The 21700-nt window shown below is 67.6% G+C and carries 14 protein-coding genes and 7 pseudogenes; 12 read left to right on the forward strand and 9 right to left on the reverse strand.

Going from position 1 to position 21700, the window contains the following annotated elements:
* Nucleotides 1–336: 336 nt before the first annotated feature.
* Nucleotides 337–1737, forward strand: a complete 1401-nt coding sequence (locus OG798_RS09565) for a hypothetical protein (RefSeq protein ID WP_121417067.1) — start codon at nucleotides 337–339, stop codon at nucleotides 1735–1737.
* Nucleotides 1738–2252: 515 nt separating this feature from the next.
* Here the strand turns inward: OG798_RS09565 and OG798_RS09570 are convergent.
* Nucleotides 2253–2936, reverse strand: a pseudogene (locus tag OG798_RS09570) (IS701 family transposase); the annotation flags it as partial.
* A gap of 222 nt (nucleotides 2937–3158) precedes the next feature.
* On the opposite strand from OG798_RS09570, the gene OG798_RS09575 reads away from it, so the two are divergent.
* The gene (locus OG798_RS09575) at nucleotides 3159–4355 is read left to right on the forward strand and encodes an IS110 family transposase (RefSeq protein WP_267060511.1); all 1197 of its coding nucleotides are present in this window, start codon (nucleotides 3159–3161) and stop codon (nucleotides 4353–4355) included.
* Nucleotides 4356–4369: 14 nt separating this feature from the next.
* Here OG798_RS09575 and OG798_RS09580 read toward each other — a convergent pair.
* A pseudogene (locus OG798_RS09580) lies at nucleotides 4370–4966 on the reverse strand (IS701 family transposase); the annotation flags it as partial.
* Nucleotides 4967–5109: 143 nt separating this feature from the next.
* Between OG798_RS09580 and OG798_RS09585 the strand changes: the two are divergent.
* Complete coding sequence (locus tag OG798_RS09585) at nucleotides 5110–6246, forward strand: pentapeptide repeat-containing protein (protein WP_328756805.1); 1137 nt, start codon at nucleotides 5110–5112, stop codon at nucleotides 6244–6246.
* Between the two features lie 115 nt (nucleotides 6247–6361).
* On the forward strand, nucleotides 6362–7096 hold the full coding sequence (locus OG798_RS09590; protein WP_328756806.1) for a hypothetical protein: 735 nt from the start codon (nucleotides 6362–6364) through the stop codon (nucleotides 7094–7096).
* Nucleotides 7097–7208: 112 nt separating this feature from the next.
* Here the strand turns inward: OG798_RS09590 and OG798_RS09595 are convergent, their stop codons facing one another.
* On the reverse strand, nucleotides 7209–8150 hold the full coding sequence (locus tag OG798_RS09595) for a Gfo/Idh/MocA family protein (protein WP_328756807.1): 942 nt from the start codon (nucleotides 8148–8150) through the stop codon (nucleotides 7209–7211).
* Between the two features lie 184 nt (nucleotides 8151–8334).
* Between OG798_RS09595 and OG798_RS09600 the strand changes: the two genes are divergently transcribed.
* From OG798_RS09600 to OG798_RS09625, 6 genes and pseudogenes are all read left to right on the forward strand, one after another.
* On the forward strand, nucleotides 8335–9210 hold the full coding sequence (locus tag OG798_RS09600) for an aldo/keto reductase (protein ID WP_121417063.1): 876 nt from the start codon (nucleotides 8335–8337) through the stop codon (nucleotides 9208–9210).
* Nucleotides 9211–9603: 393 nt separating this feature from the next.
* A pseudogene (locus OG798_RS09605) lies at nucleotides 9604–10713 on the forward strand (IS701 family transposase); the annotation flags it as partial.
* 447 nt (nucleotides 10714–11160) lie between these two features.
* Nucleotides 11161–11853 (forward strand): SMI1/KNR4 family protein, encoded by a 693-nt coding sequence (locus tag OG798_RS09610; protein WP_328760007.1) that lies wholly within the window; start codon nucleotides 11161–11163, stop codon nucleotides 11851–11853.
* Between the two features lie 106 nt (nucleotides 11854–11959).
* Nucleotides 11960–12337, forward strand: a pseudogene (locus OG798_RS09615) (transposase); the annotation flags it as partial.
* Nucleotides 12338–12389: 52 nt separating this feature from the next.
* Nucleotides 12390–14071, forward strand: a pseudogene (locus OG798_RS09620) (ISAzo13 family transposase); the annotation flags it as partial.
* A 3-nt stretch (nucleotides 14072–14074) separates the two neighbouring features.
* Nucleotides 14075–14992, forward strand: a pseudogene (locus OG798_RS09625) (IS701 family transposase); the annotation flags it as partial.
* A gap of 202 nt (nucleotides 14993–15194) precedes the next feature.
* On the opposite strand, the gene OG798_RS09630 reads toward OG798_RS09625, so the two are convergent.
* Entirely contained in the window at nucleotides 15195–16436 is a 1242-nt protein-coding gene (locus OG798_RS09630) for an IS701 family transposase (RefSeq protein WP_443053695.1), read from the reverse strand.
* A 221-nt stretch (nucleotides 16437–16657) separates the two neighbouring features.
* Here OG798_RS09630 and OG798_RS09635 point away from each other — a divergent pair, with 221 nt between their 5' ends.
* The gene (locus OG798_RS09635; protein WP_328756808.1) at nucleotides 16658–17497 is read left to right on the forward strand and encodes an enoyl-CoA hydratase/isomerase family protein; all 840 of its coding nucleotides are present in this window, start codon (nucleotides 16658–16660) and stop codon (nucleotides 17495–17497) included.
* 172 nt (nucleotides 17498–17669) lie between these two features.
* Here the strand turns inward: OG798_RS09635 and OG798_RS09640 are convergent, their stop codons facing one another.
* Nucleotides 17670–18368 carry a hypothetical protein gene (locus tag OG798_RS09640; RefSeq protein WP_121417062.1) on the reverse strand — a complete coding sequence of 233 codons (699 nt, stop codon included), beginning with the start codon at nucleotides 18366–18368 and terminating at the stop codon, nucleotides 17670–17672.
* A 57-nt stretch (nucleotides 18369–18425) separates the two neighbouring features.
* Nucleotides 18426–19136: a YqjF family protein gene (locus tag OG798_RS09645; protein WP_180294152.1), complete on the reverse strand. Its 711-nt coding sequence runs from the start codon at nucleotides 19134–19136 to the stop codon at nucleotides 18426–18428.
* 309 nt (nucleotides 19137–19445) lie between these two features.
* Here OG798_RS09645 and OG798_RS09650 point away from each other — a divergent pair, with 309 nt between their 5' ends.
* Entirely contained in the window at nucleotides 19446–19598 is a 153-nt protein-coding gene (locus OG798_RS09650) for a hypothetical protein (RefSeq protein WP_267060970.1), read from the forward strand.
* Nucleotides 19599–20043: 445 nt separating this feature from the next.
* On the opposite strand, the pseudogene OG798_RS09655 reads toward OG798_RS09650, so the two are convergent.
* From OG798_RS09655 to OG798_RS09665, 3 genes and pseudogenes are all read right to left on the reverse strand, one after another.
* Nucleotides 20044–20206 (reverse strand): annotated as a pseudogene (locus OG798_RS09655) (SDR family oxidoreductase); the annotation flags it as partial.
* Nucleotides 20207–20292: 86 nt separating this feature from the next.
* Complete coding sequence (locus OG798_RS09660) at nucleotides 20293–20928, reverse strand: CoA transferase subunit B (RefSeq protein WP_121417060.1); 636 nt, start codon at nucleotides 20926–20928, stop codon at nucleotides 20293–20295.
* On the reverse strand, nucleotides 20928–21683 hold the full coding sequence (locus OG798_RS09665) for a CoA transferase subunit A (RefSeq protein ID WP_267060971.1): 756 nt from the start codon (nucleotides 21681–21683) through the stop codon (nucleotides 20928–20930). Before OG798_RS09665 ends, OG798_RS09660 begins: the two co-directional genes overlap by 1 nt.
* Between the last annotated feature and the right edge of the window lie 17 nt (nucleotides 21684–21700).

Here is a 21700-nt window from a genome sequence, read left to right on the forward strand (position 1 = left end):
TGCTGTCCGGCGGAGCTTCTGCTCGGCCCACTCCAGGTACGGCTCCTGGTGCTCGCAGCATGGCGCAGATGTCGCTGTAGTTGAGGTGGGTGTGACTGCGTATGGCCGCCGCGGGCTCGGGCCGGGCGGCTGAGAGAGGCACGCAGCGGGTCAGCGCATTGCTGAGCGAACACTATGAACATAACGATCAAGAGTGGGGCTCCTCGGCTGCAGCCTCCTTAGCATCACAACTCGCGGCGCAACGGTGCGCCCGCGAGGACAGGGAGCCGCACCTTGGACAGGTCCAGAACGCTCGCACGCATCCCCAGATGGGTCCGGTCCGGTAACCAGCGCCGCGTGGGACTGGCCGCCTGCCTTGCCGGGGTGGTCATTGGCGCACTCACGAGCACATCTTCGGCCCACGCGGACGCGGGTCATCCGGTATCCGCCGCATGCCCGTCAAGCCTGGCGGGGTGGGCCACGTGTTACACCGGCCAGGATGCCAACGGGGCCTACTACTGGATCGCCTTCCCCAAGACATGGAACGGCTCGCTCGTCGTGCACGCCCACGGCGGTCCCGACCTCGGCGAAGGCTCCGACCCCGGCCGCAGCGTCGACGATCTGGACCGCTGGTCGGTGATGGTGGACGAGGGCTACGCCTGGGCCGGCTCGTCCTATCGTCGCGGTGGCTATGGCACCCGGATGGCGGCCGCCGACACCGAGAACCTGCGCCGCCTGTTCGTCCAGGAGTTCGGCAAGCCGAAGCGAACCTACGTGCACGGCCAGTCCTGGGGCGGAAACGTCGCCGCCAAGGTCGTGGAGACCTACGGCAAGAAAAACGGCCCGTACGACGGAGCCCTGCTCACCAGCGGCGTCCTCGGCGGCGGCTCACGCGGATACGACTACCGGGTCGACCTGCGCGTGGTCTACCAGTACTACTGCCAAAACCACCCCCGTCCCAGCGAGCCTCAGTACCCGCTGTGGGAAGGGCTGCGCGCCGACTCGACCATGACAGCCGCCGGGCTCCGCGCCCGCCTGCAGGAATGCACCGGATACGCTTCCGCCCCGCAGGAGCGGACCGCGCCGCAGCAGCGCAACCTCGACGACATCCTCGCCGTCACAAAGATCCCCGAGCGCACCCTGGAGTCACACCTACGGTTTGCGACCTTCACCTTCCGCGACATCGTGCACAACCGGCTCGGCGACCGCAATCCGTTCAGCAACCAAGGCGTGTGGTACTCCGGTTCACATGACGACAAGGCGCTCAACACCGGCGTCGAGCGGTTCTCCGCCGACCCGACCGCTGCACGGGACCTGTCCTATGACAGCGACCTCACCGGCAAGGTCGCCATCCCTGTCCTCACCCTCCACGCGATCGACGACCCAACGGCGTTCGTCGAACACGAGGCCGCCTACCGAGCCACCCTCCGAGGCGAGCACCGGGAAAAGTACTTGGTGCAGACCTTCACCAAGGAGAGCGAGCACAGCGGACTGAGTAACTCCGAGTACGCCAACTCCATCTCCGCCCTGGACACGTGGGTGCGCACCGGAAAGAAGCCGACGCCCCAGTCGATCGCGGAATCCTGCGCGGCGTTCGACCGTACATACGGCACCGGCTGCTTCTACAACCAGGACTTCCACCCAGACTCCTACGCCTCACGGGTCAATGCACGGCCGGGCGGACTCCACTGGCCGGCCATGACCGCCGCCCAGGAGAAGTCCTGGAGCCGCATCGACGGCGTCGGAATTGTTCCCTGAGGTCTCCGGCTCACCACACCAGCCCGAGAGGTGACAGCGAGGTGATGTCGGCTCCGGCGCGCTGGTCACAGCGCGCCGGAGCCGGTCGTCTTCGCTGCGCCACTGACTGCGTTGGGCCGCGCCAAAGGGTGTGAACTCCAGCCGTTCCTCAGCCTCGTATCATCCGGGCAAACAGAACAGCTCACGAGTGGCGGCACCCCTGCGCGGGAACTGGTCCTGAGCGCCTGACCGGTGTCCACACGGTACCGGGGACCGTTCCGGCTGATCGGCGGATGAAGAACGACCGTTGTGTGGTGTGCGCAGAGGTCTGGCGGCTGTCGGCCCAGCTCACGTCATGACTCACCCCGTCCCCCAAGCACAGGCGCCATCGTGCAGAGAGGATGGGTGAAGCCGCGGGAGCCAGGCATGACTGCTAGTAGGACTCCGTTAGGTTGCTCTGGTTCTTGGGTTTGGGCTGGTGGTGGCTGTTCTGGGCAGGGGGCGGTGGCAGGTGGGGCAGGTGCCGGTCCAGCAGTTCAGCAGGTCTTGGATGGCGTCGAGGATCTGGTAGAGGGTGAGTCCGCTGTATCGGCTTTTGGGGCCAGGCGCTGTTCGGTGAGGAACGCGTGGGCGGCGGTGACCAGGGTGACATGGTGATGCCACCCCGCCCAGGAACGGCCCTCGAAGTGGTCCAGGCCGAGGCCGTGTTTGAGTTCCCGGTAGTCGTGCTCGATCCGCCAGCGGATCTTGGCCAGACGGACCAGCTCGGGCAGCGGTGTGCTGGTGGGCAGGTTGGACAGCCAGTAGTCACTGGGTACTTCGGCTTCCTCGGGCCATTCGGCCAGGAGCGTCGCCTCGGGCAGGACACCGTCCCAGTGGCCGTGTTCGGCGGTGGCGGCGGCCCGGGCCAGACGGCGGGCCCTGACCCCAGCCGGCCGCACCCGCACTGCCAGCAAGTGCGAGCGCATCGGCCCGCGGGAACCTTCACGCCAGGTGACCTCGGTGAACGCCTGCCGCCCCTGGCCGGCCGCGAGCGCGACCACCGGGGACGGCTTGTCCCGGTAGCGGGGCTGTGGCTTGCGGCCGTGGCCCGACCACGGCGGCGTGAGGGGCTCGGTGCCGTGCGGGTGGACGGTCACGTCCGAACGGACCGCCACGACATAGCCGATGCCCCGCTCGCTCAGGCCGGCCCGGAAGTCAGCGTTCTGCCCGTAACCGGCTCTACCTTTCAACCGGTTGGTCCTCCCGTTCGTAGGGTGGGGACACCAGGGGAGGCGGGTGTGGCTTGTAGCCGGCTGCCGTTCGTGGCCTTCGATGCTTGGCCGCCTGCCTCCCCACGACGACTCGGCCGCCGATTGGGAAGTGCGAATGTGTCGCTGTGTAGAGCCTTGCCGGCGAGGTCGTCCGTGGTACGCACTGCAAGTACGACCTGATGGAGCACGATGAGCCGGATATGGGCGGGGACCGACTGCGGCAAGAGCCACCACCACTGCCTGGTCATGAATGCTGATGGCGACACGCTGCTGTCGCGCCGGGTGGCCAACGACGAACCCGAGCTGCTGAAACTGATCGCTGATGTCCTGGACATCGTCGGTGGAGACCGGGCGACCTGGGCGATGGACATGACGGGCGGTGAACCTGCCCTGTTGATCGAGCTGCTGCTCAACCACGGACAGGAACTCGTCTACATCCCTGGCATCGCGGTCAACCGGGCCACCGACAGCTACCGAGGTGTGGGGAAGACCGATGCCCGTGATGCGAGGGTGATCGCGGATCAGGCCCGCATGCGTCGCGATCTGCAACCGATCCGCCCTGGCGACGAGGCCGCCATCGAGCTGCGGCTGCTGACCGAGCACCGCTCCGACCTGGTTGCCGACCGGACCCGGACCGTGAACCGGCTAAAGTCCCTGCTCACCAGCATGTTCCCGGCCCTGGAACGCGCCTTCGACATGGGCACTACCGGTGCTCTGGTCCTGCTCATGGGCTATCAGACACCCGCGGCGATCCGCCGGGCAGGCAAGCGACGCCTTGCGATGTGGCTGCGCAACCGCAAGGTTCGCACCCCCGAGGCCGTCGCGGCCAAAGCGCTGGAAGCCGCCGACCGTCAGCACACCGCCGTGACCGGGGAGAAGGCCATCGCGAAGATGGTCCACACTCTGGCGAAGGAGGTGATGACCCTCAACGAGAAGATCGCCGAGACCGACAAGCTCATCGAGGGTCGGTTTCGCGAACACGAACTCGCCGAGGTGATCACGTCGATGCCTGGCATCGGGCCGATCCTCGGAGCCGAGTTCCTCGCCGCGACCGGCGGCAGCTTGGATGCCTTCCTCACCGCTGACCGACTCGCGACCTTCGCCGGGGTGGCACCCGCACCCAAGGACTCCGGCCAGGTCAGCGACAACCACCACCGCCCCCGGCGGTATCACCGACGGCTGCAACGCGTCTTCTTCCAGTCCGCCATGGTCAGCATCCGCTGGGATCCCAACTCCCGCCGCTTCTACGACCGCAAGAGAGCCGAGGGCAAACACCATGTCCAGGCCGTGCTCGCTCTCGCACGCCGACGCGTCAATGTGATCTGGGCTCTGATTCGTGACCGACGGTGTTACACCGTCACACCACCAGTCACTCATGCCGCTTGACTTCCAGATTGGGAAGCATCGGCCACCACCACCGGCGGCACCAGACCCCACCCGGCCAACTCGTCGATGGTGTCCAGGGCCAGGCGCCACTTCTCCCGATGCCCGACCCCCTCCGGCATCCCGGCCTTCTTCCGCCGCCCGGCATCGTGCGCCCACTCCTCGGGCACGAACAACCGCCACTGCAGCGGACAGGACGCGGTGTCGGAGACCGCGTGCACGCTCACCGCGACCTGGCAGTTGGCCTGTTTGCCCAAAGCCCCGCAGTACTGCGGAGCGACCGCCACCGACATCTTCCCGTCCTTGGGAAACGACACGTCGTCGACCACCCACGCGTCCGGGCCGATCTGCGGCACCATCCGCTCAGCGATCCGCCGCCGCACAGGCACCGGATCCCAGGTCGACTGGTTCACGAACTGCTGCAGGTTCTGCTCGTTGCCGTCCGGCAGCCGCTCCGCCATGGCCTGGATGGACTTGCGCCGCCCGTCCAGCATCAGTCCGCGCAGATAGCAGTCACCCTTCGCCCGCTGATCCTTGCGCGGCACCGACGCGAACACATCAGCCACGAATATCGCCAACTTCGCCCGAGCACGGTTCACTTCATGTGCGTCCACACCCCCACCATGCCCTCAAACAGGACCGCGAGACAGACCTAACGGAGTCCTACTAGTGCTCTGACCGGACAGGTGCACCGGCTTCCGTGCCTCCCTGCGATCATGTGCGAATGGATACGGGGGGATCTACTCATGGCCGCCGCATGCCGGTCGCCTCTCGGCGGCGTCGGGTCAATTCCGCTCTTTTCGCGGTGGCGGCGGTGCTGGCGGTGCTCGCCGCGCTGGCCGTAGTGGTCGTGGTGCTGCCAGGGCTGGTGGTCGAGCGCGATCTCGGCGGGGCCAGGATCTCGGCCGCTGAACGGCTCGCAGCTGTGAACAACGTACGCACGACGCTCGTGCAGGCGATCGGTGGCGTTGTCGTCCTCTTCGGCGCGTACGCCACTTGGCGGCAGTTGAGGGTCAACCAGGAGGGGCTGAACGCCACCCGGGAGGGACACATCACGGACCGCTTCAGCCGGGCGGTCGACCAGCTGGGCAACGAAAAGACGGACGTGCGGATCGGCGGCCTCCACGCACTGTGGCGGATCGCGGACCATTCGGCTCACGACCGGGAGGCGGTCATCTCGATCAAGGCCGCGTTCCTCCGGACTCACCTGCCATGGCCTCCGCAAGGGCAGGACTCTCCGACGGCGGAAGCCTCCATCAATTCCGTGCCTCCGCTGGAGACCCGTGCTCCGGATGCCCAGGTGGCTCTCACCGGCCTCGGAGTCCTGTGCCAGGAACGCCAGCCCGACTGGCTCAACGTCAGCTACACCGACCTGCGTCGGGCCGACTGCGACGGACTGTGGCTGCACCACATCAACTTCGACGGCGCCTGCTTGGAAGCGGCGAGCATCTACCAGGTCAACCTGACCAAGGCATCGCTGATCGCGGCCAACATGCGGCACGTGGAGCTCGGGACGTCGATTCTCCACCAGAGCCGCTGCATCGAAGCCGACCTGCGCGGCGCTCGCATGGTCAGGGCCGACCTCCGCGAGGCTGACTTCTCCGGGGCCGACCTGCGGGAGGCGAATCTGCGCAAGGCGCGAGGCCATGGCACCAAGTTCACCGGCGCGGATCTGAGACTGGCTGACCTCCGAGGAACCGACCTCACCAGTGCCGACCTGACACGGGCGAAGCTTGAGGGTGCACTGGCAAGCGACGTCACCATCTGGCCGACAGGCTTCGACATCCAGGCGGCCGGCGTCGTCATGGTCGAGGACCCCGGCGCCGAGCCGAGCATCCTGCTGCGAGCCGCCGCGCTCGCGAGGAACGTCCCACCCCTGCACTCGGCCTACTGAGAATTTCGAGTTGTAGTCGGGTAGTGACGGTTCAGTCCGCAGCATCAGCTCCGGCACAGCCTGATAGCCTGCGATCTTCGCCGGTCACCCGGACGGAGTTCCCCGGCGGGTCGCCATGTCGCACCATCAGCAGCTCTTGACAGCCCTCGATGCGCTGGACTGCGCCTTCGCCTCGGAAGAGCCGTTCCCCGTCGGCGGTTGCACGTACTGCTACGGCGAGGAGGGACTCGCCGAGCTCTCCAGACCGCTGCACCTCATACCCGACGACATGGTGTCCGCGGCCGCCGGAGAGGTGCCCAGCCACTGGGACGACTTCCCACGTCTCTACCGCCGTCTCGTCCCGCGCATCATCCGCCCCCTTGTCGCCGGTCAGTTCCACGTCTCCGAGGAACTGATCGCCACCCGCCTGGGCGAGGCAGGCTGGAGCACCTGGGACGCGCCCCTGGCCGACGCTCTTCGCAACGTCTGGACCGCATGGTGGCAGGCCACGTTGCACACCCACCCCAGCCCGGTGTCCATCAGGGACACCCTCGGCCTCATCACCGTCGCCACCGACAGCCTGCGCCCCTCGCTGGACATTTGGACCGCCACCCGGACCCCGGCCGCCGACGCACACTTGGCGGACCTGATGGTCGACGTGCTGTTCGAGTACGAGATCACCGACCTGAGCCTGGGGTTCCACAGCGAGTACCACGCCACCGCGGAGCTGGTGGAATGGCTCCTCACCGATGTGCGCGACCGTGTCACCGACCCCCGTCTCGACGACTCGGACTTCATTCACCACCTCCAGCAGCTGATCAGCGCTCCAGCTGACGTCTCAACCGACGCGATTCACAAGGACGACTTCTGAGCTCTTGGGGTTGGTGTCGGCTGGTCGGTGAGTGAGTCCGGTGCCGGTGAGGCAGCCGTCGATCAGGTCGGGGCGGAGTTGGATGTGGCGCAGGCCCCGGCGGAGGGTGCGTTCAAGGACCACAACCCCGCGCTCCTGGAGATGAGGGCGTGGGACCCGACAGCGCCGCGGCCCTCCTGGTCGCCGCCGGCGAGAACCACGATCGCCTCGAAAGCGATGCTCGGTCCGGCCTGTTCACCTCGATCACTTGAACGTTCTGGGAGAGCAGGTACCGACACAGGGCCGCACCGTAGGAGCCCGTGCCTTCCACACCCGGGTGATGCAGATCGCCGAAGGAGCGTGCCCACGCCAGCATCTCCTGGTAGCCGGCTGCGGTGGCCTGGAATGGGCATGCCCCATCGACGTCGAAGGTCCACGCGACCCTCTCCGGCATGACGGGCGGGAAGGCGTCCACGCCGAGCGAGATCCGGGCGGCCCGCACGTCCCCGACGTAGCCCTGCGCTACCAGGTCCCGTGCGTAGCGGGCGGCGGGCCCCTGGCGGCGTTGGAGGCCGACGACGTGCCGGACACCCTTCGCCTCGGCCAGGGCAAGCAATTCCTCCGAGTCCGAGGTGCGGGTGGTGAGCGGCCACTCGCTGTAGACGTCCTTGCCGGCCTCGATGGCGGCCTTCACGAGCGGCACGCGCTGCGAAGTCGGGGTCAGCACCGCCACGAGGTCGACGCCGGGGTCCTTGATCAGCTCGTGGGCGTCATCGTAGGCGTGCGGGATACTGAACTTCTGGGCCGTCTGCTGCGCGGATTCCTGCCGGCGCGCCGATACGGAGACCACCTCGAACTCCGGCAGTGTCCGCAACGCCGGGATGTGTCCGTAGCCGGCCCAGAAGCCGGGCCCGATGATCCTGACCCGGCGGCTGGGGCCTGCGCGCTCATGCCCTGTTCCGTCTGGTTCACTCGACCCCGCTCGCGGTCGCGGTGCCCTGGGAGGTCGGGGAAGCTGGACCGCGTGCTCGGGGTCTTGTGCTGTTGTCGTGACTCCAGGGTCAAACGTTGACACTGGTGGAAGGTCAAAGGGGAAGCCGCACGTGTCCTGCGGAGAGGCGGGTCACCCCGGTCCGGCTTGACCTTGACATAAATGTCAACCCTGCATCGTGGGGTCATGGCACACGGTCAGGTCATCGTGCCCCGGCCACGAACGGGTACGCGACCTGTCCGGATATCCGATGCGAAGGGACCACCCCATGAGCAAGGCAACCAACACCCGCCCGGCAGAGGCTTCGGGCACCTTCCGCCTCGGCGGCGACCTCGAGATCAACCGCCTCGGCTACGGCACGATGCAGCTCACCGGCAAGGGCGTCTGGGGCGAGCCAAAGGACCACGACGAAGCCGTCCGTGTACTCAAGCGGGCCGTCGAGCTCGGCGTGAACTTCTTCGACACCGCCGACAGCTACGGCCCCGATGTCGCCGAGCCCCTGCTGCGCGAGGCACTGCACCCCTACGGCGACGACGTCGTCATCGCGACGAAGGCCGGACTCACCCGTCAGGGCCCCGACCTGTGGATGCCCGTCGGCCGCCCCGCCTACCTCCGCCAGCAGGCCGAGCTGAGCCTGCGCCGCCTCGGCGTGGACCGGATCGACCTGTTCCAGCTGCACCGCATCGACCCCGACACCCCGCTCGAGGACCAGGTCGGCGAACTGAAGAAGCTCCAGGACGAAGGCAAGATCCGCCACATCGGCCTCAGCGAGGTCACCGTCGCCGAGGTCAAGGCCGCGCAGGAGATCGCGCCGATCGTCTCCGTACAGAACCTCTACAACCTCACCAACCGCTCCTCCGAAGAGCTGCTCGACTGGTCGACCGAGCAGGGCATCGGCTTCATCCCCTGGTTCCCGCTCGCCACCGGACAGCTCACCGGCGAGGGCAACCCGCTCACCGAACTCGCCAAGCAGCACGACGCCTCCCCGTCGCAGCTCGCCCTCGCCTGGCTCCTCAAGCGCTCCCCGGTCATGCTCCCGATCCCGGGGACGTCGAGCGTCGCGCACCTGGAGGACAACCTCGCCGGCGCGAGCGTCGAGCTCACCGACGACGAGTTCGAGGCGCTGTCGAAGGCCGCCGCCTGAATCGGCACTCCAGCCGGCATCCCCAGCAGAGGCAGGACACGAATCTGTCCTGCACTCGGCGCCCGTTCGCGACGCTTCGGCCCCGCCAGTCCAGCGTCCGCGTGACGTCGCACGCGCGTATAGACACCGGGGGCTGCCCGCACAACCACAGCCGCTCCCCCAGGGCATCAGCCCGATCAACATCCCTCGGCGACCAGCGGCCCCTGTTGCCCCCTAATACTCCAGCAGCACTTTGACGTTTTCCCTGTTCAGGGGCGGTCTGGGTGAGTGTAGAGGGCTGATGACCGGCCTGTGTTCTCTTTCCCGGGCCGCCCCTCGATCGTGTGCAGCCGCCGCTGATAGTGACAGCGGTCCGGGCAGCCTCCCTGCGTGATCGACGAGCGTGCAGTTGAGATCTGGAACGACGAACTCGAGGAACTGTTCCTGCGTACCGGCCACCGCTTCAGGCGTGTCGAGCCGCGTCGCCGGATGCGTGACTACATCCGTGGACTACTGGGCCCGGTCGGCCGCAAAAACGGCTGGCAGCTGGCCGAATACGCCGGACACCGCACACCCGACCGCCTCCAGCGGCTTCTCAACGGCGCCCGCTGGGACGCCGATGAGCTCCGCGACGACCTCCAGCACTACGTAGCCGAACGGCTCGGCGAGCCCGACGGGATCCTCATCCTCGACGACACCGGCTTCCTCAAGAAGGGCACCACCTCGGCCGGCGTGCAGCGCCAGTACTCCGGCACCGCCGGCCGCACCGAGAACTGCCAGATCGGCGTGTTCGCCGCCTACGCCACCACCCGTGGACGCGCCCTGGTGGACCGGGAGTTGTACCTGCCCAAGACCTGGACCGACGACCGCGACCGCTGCCGCGCCGCCCACATCCCCAACGAGCGGACTTTCGCCACCAAACCCGACCTGGCCAAGGCCATGGTGCTGCGGGCGATCGCCTCACCGCTGCCGATCGCATGGGTGACCGCGGACGCCGCCTACGGCCAGGAATGGCGGCTGCGCCACATGCTGGAGGAGACCAGCCTGGGGTATGTACTCGCGGTTCCCAAGTCCCAGCAGGTGCCCCACTTCGGACGCATCGACCACCTCTTCTCCCAAGCACCCGACGAAGCGTGGGAGAGGCATTCGTGCGGTGACGGTGCCAAGGGCCCGCGCGTCTACCACTGGGCCGCCCTGCAGATCACGCCCATCGAGGACTTCGACGACGAGATGCCCACCCACCAGCGGTGGGCACTGGCCCGCCGCAGCATCAGCAAGCCCGAAGAGATCGCCTACTACCTCGCCTACGCACCGCTCGGCACCACCATCGAGCACCTGGTCCGCGTCGCCGGGACGCGCTGGGCCATCGAGGAAGCCTTCCAGGCCGCGAAGAACGAATGCGGCCTCGACCAGTACGAAGTCCGCCGCTACACCGGCTGGATGCGGCACATCACCCTGGCCATGCTGGCGCATGCCTTTCTGGCCGTCATGGCCGTCGACGCCGCGGCAAAGGGGCAGCAGAAACGGTTCCTGCCTCGCGCCCCTCACCGTGGCAGAAATTCGGCGGCTCCTGGCAACTGGCCACTCATCCATCGCCGTTCACCAGCCCCTCATCAGCGCACGCGCGTTGAGGTGGTCACACTGGCGCAGACGACGCCAAGCCGTCGCCCGCCGCTGTCACTATCAGCGGCGGCTGCACACGATCGAGGGGCGGCCCGGGAAAGAGAACACAGGCCGGTCATCAGCCCTCTACACTCACCCAGACCGCCCCTGAACAGGGAAAACGTCAAAGTGCTGCTGGAGTACTAATACTCCAGTCGTAGATCGTGATCTTGGGCTTCCCGGTGATCTCCCTGTCGCCGCGAGATGGGAGGTCAACTGCGGGGACACCCCAGCTGCAACTCGGCGAATCCGACAAGGGCCGCCTGAATGGTCCTTGGCTGACGGGCTATCTTGCCGGGCATGCAGACTATGGACTGGAGCGGTGTCCGGGAGCGGACAATCGCTCTCTACGCACGGCGGGGATCGAAGGCCAGTGCCGTTCTCCCGCCGGTTCTAAGTGAGGCTCAGGTGCGTCAGGCCGAGGAACAGTTCGGTGTGGTGTTCCCTGACGACTATCGCCAGTACCTGCTGCGCGTCAGTGCCGGCGGGCGGGTTCGCACGCTTCGGGTCGATCAGCGTGGCTGGCGCTGGGACGGCGACCAGCCTGTGGACCGTGCGAACCTGCATGTGCCGTTCCCGGACCACGACACCGCTCTCGCAGCGAGCGAAGATCTTTGTCTGACCGAACCCCAGGAGGGGGACTACGCCTCTGTTGCTGCGTACCAAGCCGATCACGACGCATGGCTGGAGACGGCCGATGCCGCCGAGGACGCGCGGACTTCCGGGGCCGTTCCTCTCTGCGATGACGGCTGCGGCTTCTACACCCTCCTCGTGGTCAGCGGACCCATGCGTGGTGCCATGTGGTTCGACGGACGCGCGACCTGCGATCGCCTCAGCCCGCTCTTGAACGACGACGGACAGCCCGCCTCCTTCGGCGAGTGGTACCTGGACTGGCTCACCCGCGAGGAGCCGCTGACAACCCCGGAACTGCGTCGTGCGGCAAGCGACCGCTGGCACGCAGGGACGGACGTGCCCATCTGGCTGCGCTGGTTCAGCTCGTGAGTGGTCAGTGCTATGACCCCAAGCCGCGTTCGTACTGGCAGGGGCCGGTGCAGGAATGGGTACGGCCACCGCTGATCATCGGTGTGTGAAGACTGAAGATCACGCGATGGCCGCAGGTCACAGCCTAGATCCTGCCCACTGGCAGGAGGCATTCGAGGGCCTGATGGCGCGGATCGCAGGCCATTTCGCCCGGGTCGAACCCCGACGCCGGGTCCGGCGGTTGGTGCTCGGACTGTTGTCGGACTTGCCTCGCAAGAACTGCTGGACCATCGCCGAGTGGGCCGGGGAGTCCACCCCGGACGGCATGCAGCACTTGCTCAGCCGGGCCAAGTGGGACGCTGACGCGGTCCGTGACGCCCTGCGGGGCTACGTAGTGGAACATCTGCACGACGAGCGGGCGGTGCTGGTGGTCGACGAGACCGGCGACGTGAAGAAGGGCGTCGGCACGGTCGGCGTCCAGCGCCAGTACACCGGGACTGCTGGGGCTTGTATTTCAATAAGTGCTCGGTAGAGGGGTGTTGGTGGGAGTCTGAGATATGACCCCGTGTCTGGCAGGCCGCGTTGCCGCTCGTGCTCTGCGGGCCAAGTTCGATCAGATCCTGCCGCACTTCGATGAGCGCCGCCGTCGGTTGTACCTGGCCAGTGAGGCGTCGGCCCTCGGCCGTGGTGGGATCGTCCGGGTCGCCGCCGCCTCCGGCACGAGCACTGCAACCATCGCGCGAGGTATGGCCGAGTTGGCCGGTTGCTCCTCACCGATCCTGCGGGTCCGGGCTCCAGGTGCGGGCCGCAAGCGGCTGACAGACACCGACCCTGGTCTGCTGCCCGCGCTGGAGTCGCTGATCGAGCCGCACACCCGAGGCGACCCCGTCTCCCCGTTGCGGTGGACCACGCTGTCGTTACGGGCCCTGGCCTCGGCCCTCACCACACAGGGCCACCCGATCAGCGCTTCAACCGTCGGACACCTGCTGCACACCCTGGGCTACAGCCTGCAGGGAACCGCGAAGACAACAGAGGGCATCAGCCATCCGGACCGCGATGCCCAGTTCACCCACCTCAATGCCACCGCCGCCGAGTTCCTCAACGACGTCCAGCCGGTGATCAGCGTCGACACCAAGGCCAAGGAATGGCTCGGCAACCGGGACCGGCCCGGTCGCACCTGGCGGCCGGGCAAGAACGCGATCAAGGTGGACTGCCACACGTTCACCACCAACGACCAGCCCATGGCGATCCCCTACGGGATCTACGACATTGCCAACAACAGCGGATGGGTCAACGTCGGCACCGACCACGACACCGCCCAGTTCGCGGTGGAGTCCATCCGACGCTGGTGGCAGCACCGCGGACGGGCGGACCACCCGAATGCCGGCAGGCTCCTGATCACCGCCGACTCCGGCGGCTCCAACGACCCCCGGCGCTGGACCTGGAAAAGCAACCTTGCCGCCTTCGCACGAGAGACCGGCCTGGAGATCACGGTCTGTCACCTACCGCCGGGGACTTCGAAGTGGAACAAGATAGAGCACCGGATGTTCTGTCACATCACCGCGAACTGGCGGGGGCGGCCGCTGACCAGCTACCAGGTCGTCCTCGAGACCATCGCCGCCACAACAACCAAGACCGGCCTGACCATCGGGGCCGAACTGGACACAGGCAACTACGACCTCGGCATCAGCGTCACACCCGCCGAGTTCCACACCCTTCCGATCACACCCAACACCTTCCACGGCGACTGGAACTACACACTGTCTCCCGTTCCACCGCGAGCGCCAGACGCGTCGGCAACGACACACCGGACCGACCCGGCCCTGACCGCGATGCTCACCGATCCGGCCCTGACCGGCATGTCACGAACCGCCTTCGAGTATTTGGTGGCGGTCTCGGAGCCTTTCTGGGACGCCTTGGCCGAGGCAGCATTCCAGCGACGCTTCCACCGCCCGCGCAGCTACCGCCACCCACAGACCAGCAGCGTGGACCACACCCACCGGCTCCTGGCAGCCATTCTGCGCCGCCGCAGAGCGGTGACCATGACCTTCCTGGCCCAACTACTGGGCGTCAACCGCACCAACCTGTCCATCCAGTACCAGGACGCAAAACGGCTCCTGGACCTGCACCGGATCCTCGTCACGCCGATACCCGGATCGCCCGCCCGCACATTGGAACAGCTACACGCCCGAACAACCCCCGCGGAAACCTGTCGCTGACAGTTATTGAAATACGGGCCCCTGGCCGGATCGAGAACGCCCAGGTTGCCGTCTACATGGTCTACGCCGGTCGGCGCGGGCACGCCGCGGTGGACCGGGAGTTGTACATCCCGCGCTCCTGGACCGCTGACCCTGACCGCTGCCGCGCCGCCGGGCTCGGCGAGCAGACCGCTTTCGCCACCAAGCCGGAACTGGCTGCGCGCATGGTCGCCCGGTTCCTGGACGCTGGCCACCGGGCTGCATGGGTAGCGGGCGACGAGGTCTACGGCGGCAACCCGAAACTTCGGGCTGTGCTGGAGGAACGCGGCACCAGCTACGTCCTCGCGGTGGCTTGCTCGCACGAAGCCGCCACGGGGGCTGGCACGTTCCGCGCGGATGCCCTGGCCAAGAAGGTTCCCAAGCGTGCTTGGCAGAAGCTGACGGCTGGGACCGGGGCGAAGGGTCACCGCTTCTACGACTGGGCCGTCATCGGCCTCGCCGCCCCCCGCCCCGGAAGCAGCCAGCTGCTGATCCGCCGCAATCGCAGCACTGGCGAACTCGCCTATTACCGCTGTTACTCGCCCGCCGCAGTGCCGCTGGCCGAGTTGGTGCGAGTCGCTGGATCAAGGTGGCGGGTGGAGGAGTTCTTTCAGTCAGGAAAAGGCCTGGCCGCTCTGGACGAGCACCAGGTCCGCCGCTACGCGTCCTGGTCCCGCTGGGTCACCCTCGCCATGCTCGCCCATGCCTTCCTCGCTGTCGTCCGAGCCGATGAACACGCCCGGCAGTCGGCACCGAACGGCCTCATACCGCTCACCTGCAACGAGATCCAGCGCCTGTTCATCGCCCTCGTCATTCGGCCCGTCCACGATGCCGCCCATCAGCTCGGCTGGTCCGACTGGCGACGGCGCCACCAGGCCCGATCCCAGGCCAACCACTACCGGCGACAAGCCGTTCAAGCCTGAAGATCACCATCTACAGCTGGAGTACTAATACTCCAGCAGCACTTTGACGTTTTCCCTGTTCAGGGGCGGTCTGGGTGAGTGTAGAGGGCTGATGACCGGCCTGTGTTCTCTTTCCCGGGCCGCCCCTCGATCGTGTGCAGCCGCCGCTGATAGTGACAGCGGCGGGCGACGGCTTGGCGTCGTCTGCGCCAGTGTGACCACCTCAACGCGCGTGCGCTGATGAAGGGCTGGTGAACGGCGGTGGATGAGTGGCCAGTTGCCAGGAGCCGCCGAATTTCTGCCACGGTGAGGGGCGCGAGGCAGGAACCGTTTCTGCTGCCCCTTTTGCCGCGGCGTCGACGGCCATGACGGCCAGAAAGGCATGCGCCAGCATGGCCAGGGTGATGTGCCGCATCCAGCCGGTGTAGCGGCGGACTTCGTACTGGTCGAGGCCGCATTCGTTCTTCGCGGCCTGGAAGGCTTCCTCGATGGCCCAGCGCATCCCAGCGACGCGGACCAGGTGCTCGATGGTGGTGCCGAGCGGTGCGTAGGCGAGGTAGTAGGCGATCTCTTCGGGCTTGCTGATGCTGCGGCGGGCCAGTGCCCACCGCTGGTGGGTGGGCATCTCGTCGTCGAAGTCCTCGATGGGCGTGATCTGCAGGGCGGCCCAGTGGTAGACGCGCGGGCCCTTGGCACCGTCACCGCACGAATGCCTCTCCCACGCTTCGTCGGGTGCTTGGGAGAAGAGGTGGTCGATGCGTCCGAAGTGAGGCACCTGCTGGGACTTGGGAACCGCGAGTACATACCCCAGGCTGGTCTCCTCCAGCATGTGGCGCAGCCGCCATTCCTGGCCGTAGGCGGCGTCCGCGGTCACCCATGCGATCGGCAGCGGTGAGGCGATCGCCCGCAGCACCATGGCCTTGGCCAGGTCGGGTTTGGTGGCGAAAGTCCGCTCGTTGGGGATGTGGGCGGCGCGGCAGCGGTCGCGGTCGTCGGTCCAGGTCTTGGGCAGGTACAACTCCCGGTCCACCAGGGCGCGTCCACGGGTGGTGGCGTAGGCGGCGAACACGCCGATCTGGCAGTTCTCGGTGCGGCCGGCGGTGCCGGAGTACTGGCGCTGCACGCCGGCCGAGGTGGTGCCCTTCTTGAGGAAGCCGGTGTCGTCGAGGATGAGGATCCCGTCGGGCTCGCCGAGCCGTTCGGCTACGTAGTGCTGGAGGTCGTCGCGGAGCTCATCGGCGTCCCAGCGGGCGCCGTTGAGAAGCCGCTGGAGGCGGTCGGGTGTGCGGTGTCCGGCGTATTCGGCCAGCTGCCAGCCGTTTTTGCGGCCGACCGGGCCCAGTAGTCCACGGATGTAGTCACGCATCCGGCGACGCGGCTCGACACGCCTGAAGCGGTGGCCGGTACGCAGGAACAGTTCCTCGAGTTCGTCGTTCCAGATCTCAACTGCACGCTCGTCGATCACGCAGGGAGGCTGCCCGGACCGCTGTCACTATCAGCGGCGGCTGCACACGATCGAGGGGCGGCCCGGGAAAGAGAACACAGGCCGGTCATCAGCCCTCTACACTCACCCAGACCGCCCCTGAACAGGGAAAACGTCAAAGTGCTGCTGGAGTACTAAGCAGTACCGCTTCGGTGGCCTGCTCCATGGCCACCCGCACCGACCCTCTGTACGGAGTACACATCATGGCCGTCACCAATCGACTCAGCGTCATCCGGCAATCGCCTTTCTACTGGCGCGTCGTCATCGACAATCCCCCGTTGAACCTTTTCGACCCGGAGATGTTCGCGGAACTGAACGTCCTGATGGACGAAATCGAGCACGACACCGATCTCAAGATCGTCGTGTTCGAGAGCGGAGACGAGGACTTCTTCGTCAACCACCACGACCTTGAGCGCGGTCATGGGGCGGCGGACCAGCCGGGTGGCGCGTCGTTCGACCACTGGCCGACCTTCGTGACCCGACTCGCACAGTCTTCCGTGCTCAGCGTGGCAAAGGTGCGCGGTCGTGCCCGAGCCCAAGGGTTCGAGTTTGCCCTTGCCTGCGACATGCGCTTCGCGTCGAGGGAACGGGCGGTTTTCTCACTGATGGAGGTCGCCGGGTCCTCTGTCCCGGGCGGCGGCGGTATCGAATGGCTCGCCGCCCTGGTGGGACGCTCAAGGACCCTCGAGGTAGTCCTCGGCGCGGACGACTTCGACGCGGACATCGCCGAACGCTACGGCTGGATCAATCGATCCGTTCCCGACAGCGAACTCGACGCCTTCGCCGACGCCTTCGCCGAGCGCGTCAGCCGTTTCGAGAAGCGCGCGCTGGAACTCGGCAAGAAGCTGGTCAACGCGCGCGCCGGCGTCCCCTCAGAAGGAGATCTCTGGATCTCGAACCATGTGCTCGCCGGGGTAGACGCCTGGCCCGAAGCGCAGGCGATGCTCACGAAGCTGAACGCCGCCGGCTTCGGTAAGGACAAGGAGTTCGAGCTGAACATGGCCGAGCGTCTTGGCCGCCACCAACTGGTCGAGGCCGACTGAGACCAGCAGTCCGCCCGTCGTCTGCTGCAACCACACATCGGTCTTCGGCCCGAATACCCACTCGAAGCTGCGCAGGTGCACGAGCGGCCACAGCCCACCCACGACGTTGAAAAAGGCCCTGCCCGACCGCGATCGCGTCCGCAGATCCCTGATCTCTCGTCCTTTCCATACGTCACCCCTTCCCATACGTCCCCCCATCGTGTGGTCGGCCGGGTACCCCTGGACAGGTGTACTCGCCCGGGGCCAGGGCCACCGTCGTCATGACCCGGGTGAGGGCGGGTTTCCGGGGAACCGAACCGGACCCGAAACGCACGGGAGGCACCACAGGCGTCATCGCACCGAGGTCGTCGCCCTCGAAGATCGCCGACACCGTGTGGATCGGCCACAGGTCCTGGGCGCCATACCATTCGCGGCGGTCCGCACGGGCACTGCCACGGGTGCGCACGCCGGCCAGCAACACGCGGGCGGGAAAGTCCGTCAGCGTGCTCCATGCCGGCAGACGGGCGAGCACGCCGGGCACGACACGCAGCAACCACCCCAGGAGCCGTCGGTGGCCGACGGTGAAGCGCAGGCCGAGTGGCCCGGCCATGACGGTCCAGGTGTCGTCCGCGACGCTCACGTCGACCGGGACGACGTGCACGGTGTCGAAGATGTAGGTGCCGCTGATGAAATCTGCCGTCTCGGGAGTGGGGGCGAGCAGCAGCCGTTCTCCGTCGGCCCGCTCCAGCATGACATCGCTGAACGGCCCGAACGGCGACCGTGGCCAGTACCCCAGCACGATGCGCGTACCGGCGGCGGTGCCCATGCCGGCGATCCAGCCGTCGAAGCGCAACTGGGAGCGCCGCGTGGCTTTGCTGAGAATCCGGCTCATCCGCTCGCTTCCGCTCGAAGGTCCCGGGTGGGCCCGCGGACCGAGGCCCTGTCGTGTTCAGGCGCGGTCAGGAGGGACCCGCCTTGGGGCGCAGGGCCGGGAGGCCCCCAGCCGTACGTGCCTGATCCCTTCCGAGAAATGCACGACGGGTTCGCCGAGCGGGGCTGGGAGCCCCGCCGCGGTGGTCAGCGTCTCCTCCAGCACCTCGACGGCGGAGTCGGCCAGGTGCCATGGCTCATGCTCCACGGGCGTCTGCCAGAGAAGACCCATCCGGCGGGTGTACGCCCGCCAGCGCGAGGTCAGCCACACGTCCCGCTCCGTCGGCTCGATCAGGTCGCCGGGGCGGACGACCAGAAGGTAGGAGGCCCCACCGGTCCACCTCGAACCGGCGTACGTGACGGTGTCCCCGTTCGCGGATACGCGCAGGGTCCCCGGGTTGTACGGAGCGCCGACCGCACGAGCCGCGACCATCAAGGGGCAGGCGACCTCGATGGACAGGAACCAGAGCCCGTCCCGCCCGTTGTCCCTGCGCCGGACGTACGTCCGCAGGTTGGTCTCCGCGAAGCTCGGGAGCCCGGGTACCGCGGCGGGTACGCCGGGAGGGCGCATGTCCGCCATGACGAACGGGGTGAGACCCACCCAGGCGGCCCCGTCGTACTCGTCCACGACCAGTGTCTCCGGCACCAGAGCTTGAACAGCCTCCGGCCGGAAGGGCCAGTGGACGAACGTCTGCCTCAGCCAGCCGACCCGCAGCGCGGGCAAGCGCACCCTGTGTTCCGCTTCGTACGTCACCACAGGCGCCGGGTCCCCGCCTACGGTCCCACGGAAACGTACAGGGCAGGGACGCAAAGAGTCCGCTGCCTGAAGGCGCAACGCGACGCTCCTCGGCTGTGGGGCGGCCTCAGGAGACGCGTGGATCACGGTTTCCTGGGCACTCAATGTGACGACAGAGGCAGGAGCACGTCGGCACTGTTCGTGACAGTCATCGTCTGCTACCGCAAGAGCGGTGGCAGGGCCCGGGCGGACGGGATGTGCCGACGGCGCCCTCTCGTGGGCCTCATGGAACGGAGATTGCTGATGGCCGCGGAAACGCTGGTGCCGACTCCGACGCTGTTACTGACCGGCCCTGTGCTGCGGTCTCGGCGGTCGTGGCTTGTACGGCAGGACCTGTCGAAGGGCGACGAGAGCCGTGAAGAGCTGGTGGTCATCCGTGCCGAGCAACAGCCTTGAACGCATACTCCGCATCACGATCGACACCGACGTCACTGCTCGTGGCAAGGGCCGGTCGGGGTCGACCAGTGCCGCGCGGCCCGCAGATCCGCCACTACGTCGGTGAGCCGTGCCGCTTGGTCGTACCAGCCGAGGGCCTGCTCTCCGTCGTACGGTTCCTGGAGGCCGTCAGCGACGGTGTGCAGTAACTCGGCGCAGTCCTGGGGCAGTCGCTCCCGTAGATGGCGGACACGGCGAGAGTGGACCGGCGGCAGGACGAGGCGTTCGCTTCGGCGCGCAGAGCCTGTACGCGCCCACGGCCGCACTCTTCGTCCTCGTCTACGGGTCGTGCACGGGCTTTGACATCCTGCACCGACTCCTGGAGACCCTGCTGAGCGCGGTCTTCTGCATCTGCGTGAAGGACGTACTGACCCACAACACCATGGCTGCGTGGCGTTGGCACTACCGCGCCCCGTGCTGCTCGGAAGACGAAAGCCGGCGCTATCTCGGCGGGCTGGGCGGGCCGCCCGAGCGGTGCTTGCTTGCCGAATGCGACCGTGTCCGGGAGTCGCCGGGATCAACGGAGTCCATACCGGGCCGGGCGCCACGGCGTTGACGCGAATGCCGGCGGAGGACGCCGTCTGTGGTGAAGACGCAACCCCCTCGGTCGGGCGGGCAGGGACCGTGGTACCTGCCCGCCCGACGCGTCCTCGGTTCATGGCTTCCGGATCAGAGGTGCTTCGGTGCGGGCGGCTATGTCCTCGGCGGTGACACCCGGCGCGCATTCCACGAGGGCGAGGCCCTCGGGTGTGACGTCGAGGACGCCGAGGTCGGTGATGATCCGGTGGACGCACCGTTCGCCGGTCAGCGGCAGGGTGCACTCCTCGACGATCTTGGGGCTGCCGTCCTTGGCGGTGTGTTCCATCAGGACGATGACGCGCCGGGCGCCGTGGACGAGGTCCATGGCGCCGCCCATGCCCTTGACCATCTTGCCGGGGATCATCCAGTTGGCCAGGTCGCCGGCCGCGGAGACCTGCATGGCGCCGAGTACGGCGGTGTCGATGTGGCCGCCGCGGATCATGCCGAAGGACAGGGCCGAGTCGAAGAAGGAGGCCCCGGGCAGGACGGTGACGGTCTCTTTGCCGGCGTTGATCAGGTCCGCGTCGACCTCGTCCTCGGTCGGGTAGGGGCCGGTGCCCAGGATGCCGTTCTCGGAGTGCAGGACCACGTGGATGTCGGGGGGAAGGTGGCCGGGGATGAGGGTGGGCAGACCGATGCCGAGGTTGATGTAGGAGCCGTCGGTGAGTTCGGCGGCTGCGCGGGCGGCCATCTGGTCGCGGGTCCAGGCCATCAGGGTCGTACCGTCCTCTTCTCGATCTGCTTGTCGGCCGCCTGTTCAGGAGTGAGGGCCACGATCCACTGGACGAAGACGCCCGGCAGGTGGACCTCGTCGGGGCTCAACTCACCGGGCTCGACCAGCTCTTCGACCTCGGCGACGGTGGTCCGCCCGGCCATCGCGGCGAGGGGGGTGAAGTTGGCGGCGGCGCGGCGGAAGACCAGGTTGCCGTGGCGGTCGCCGCGCCAGGCCCGTACGAGGGCGAAGTCGGTGGTGATGCCGTGCTCCAGGACGTGCGGGCGGCCGTGGAAGTCGCGGATCTCCTTGGGAGGGGAGGCGACGGCGACCGAGCCGTCGGGGGCGTACCGCCAGGGCAGACCGCCCAGCGCCACCTGCGTTCCCACGCCCGCCGGGGTGTAGAAGGCGGGGATGCCCGCGCCGCCCGCGCGCAGCCGTTCGGCGAGGGTGCCCTGCGGCACCAGCTCCACCTCCAGCTCGCCGGACAGGTACTGGCGGGCGAACTCCTTGTTCTCACCGACGTAGGACCCGGTCACCCGGGCGATGCGTCCGGCGGCCAGCAGCACGCCCAGCCCGCGCCCGTCGACGCCGCAGTTGTTCGACACGACTTCGAGGCCGGTCGCGCCCTGCTCGTGCAGGGCCCGGATCGCGGCCTCGGGTACACCGCTGAGTCCGAAGCCGCCGACGGCCAGTGACGCACCGTCGGGGATGTCGGCGACCGCCTCGGCCGCGCTCGCGCGGACCTTGTCCATGGGGGGAGGGCCTTTCT

It is taken from the genome of Streptomyces sp. NBC_00271 (assembly GCF_036178845.1).
Lineage (GTDB): Bacteria > Actinomycetota > Actinomycetes > Streptomycetales > Streptomycetaceae > Streptomyces.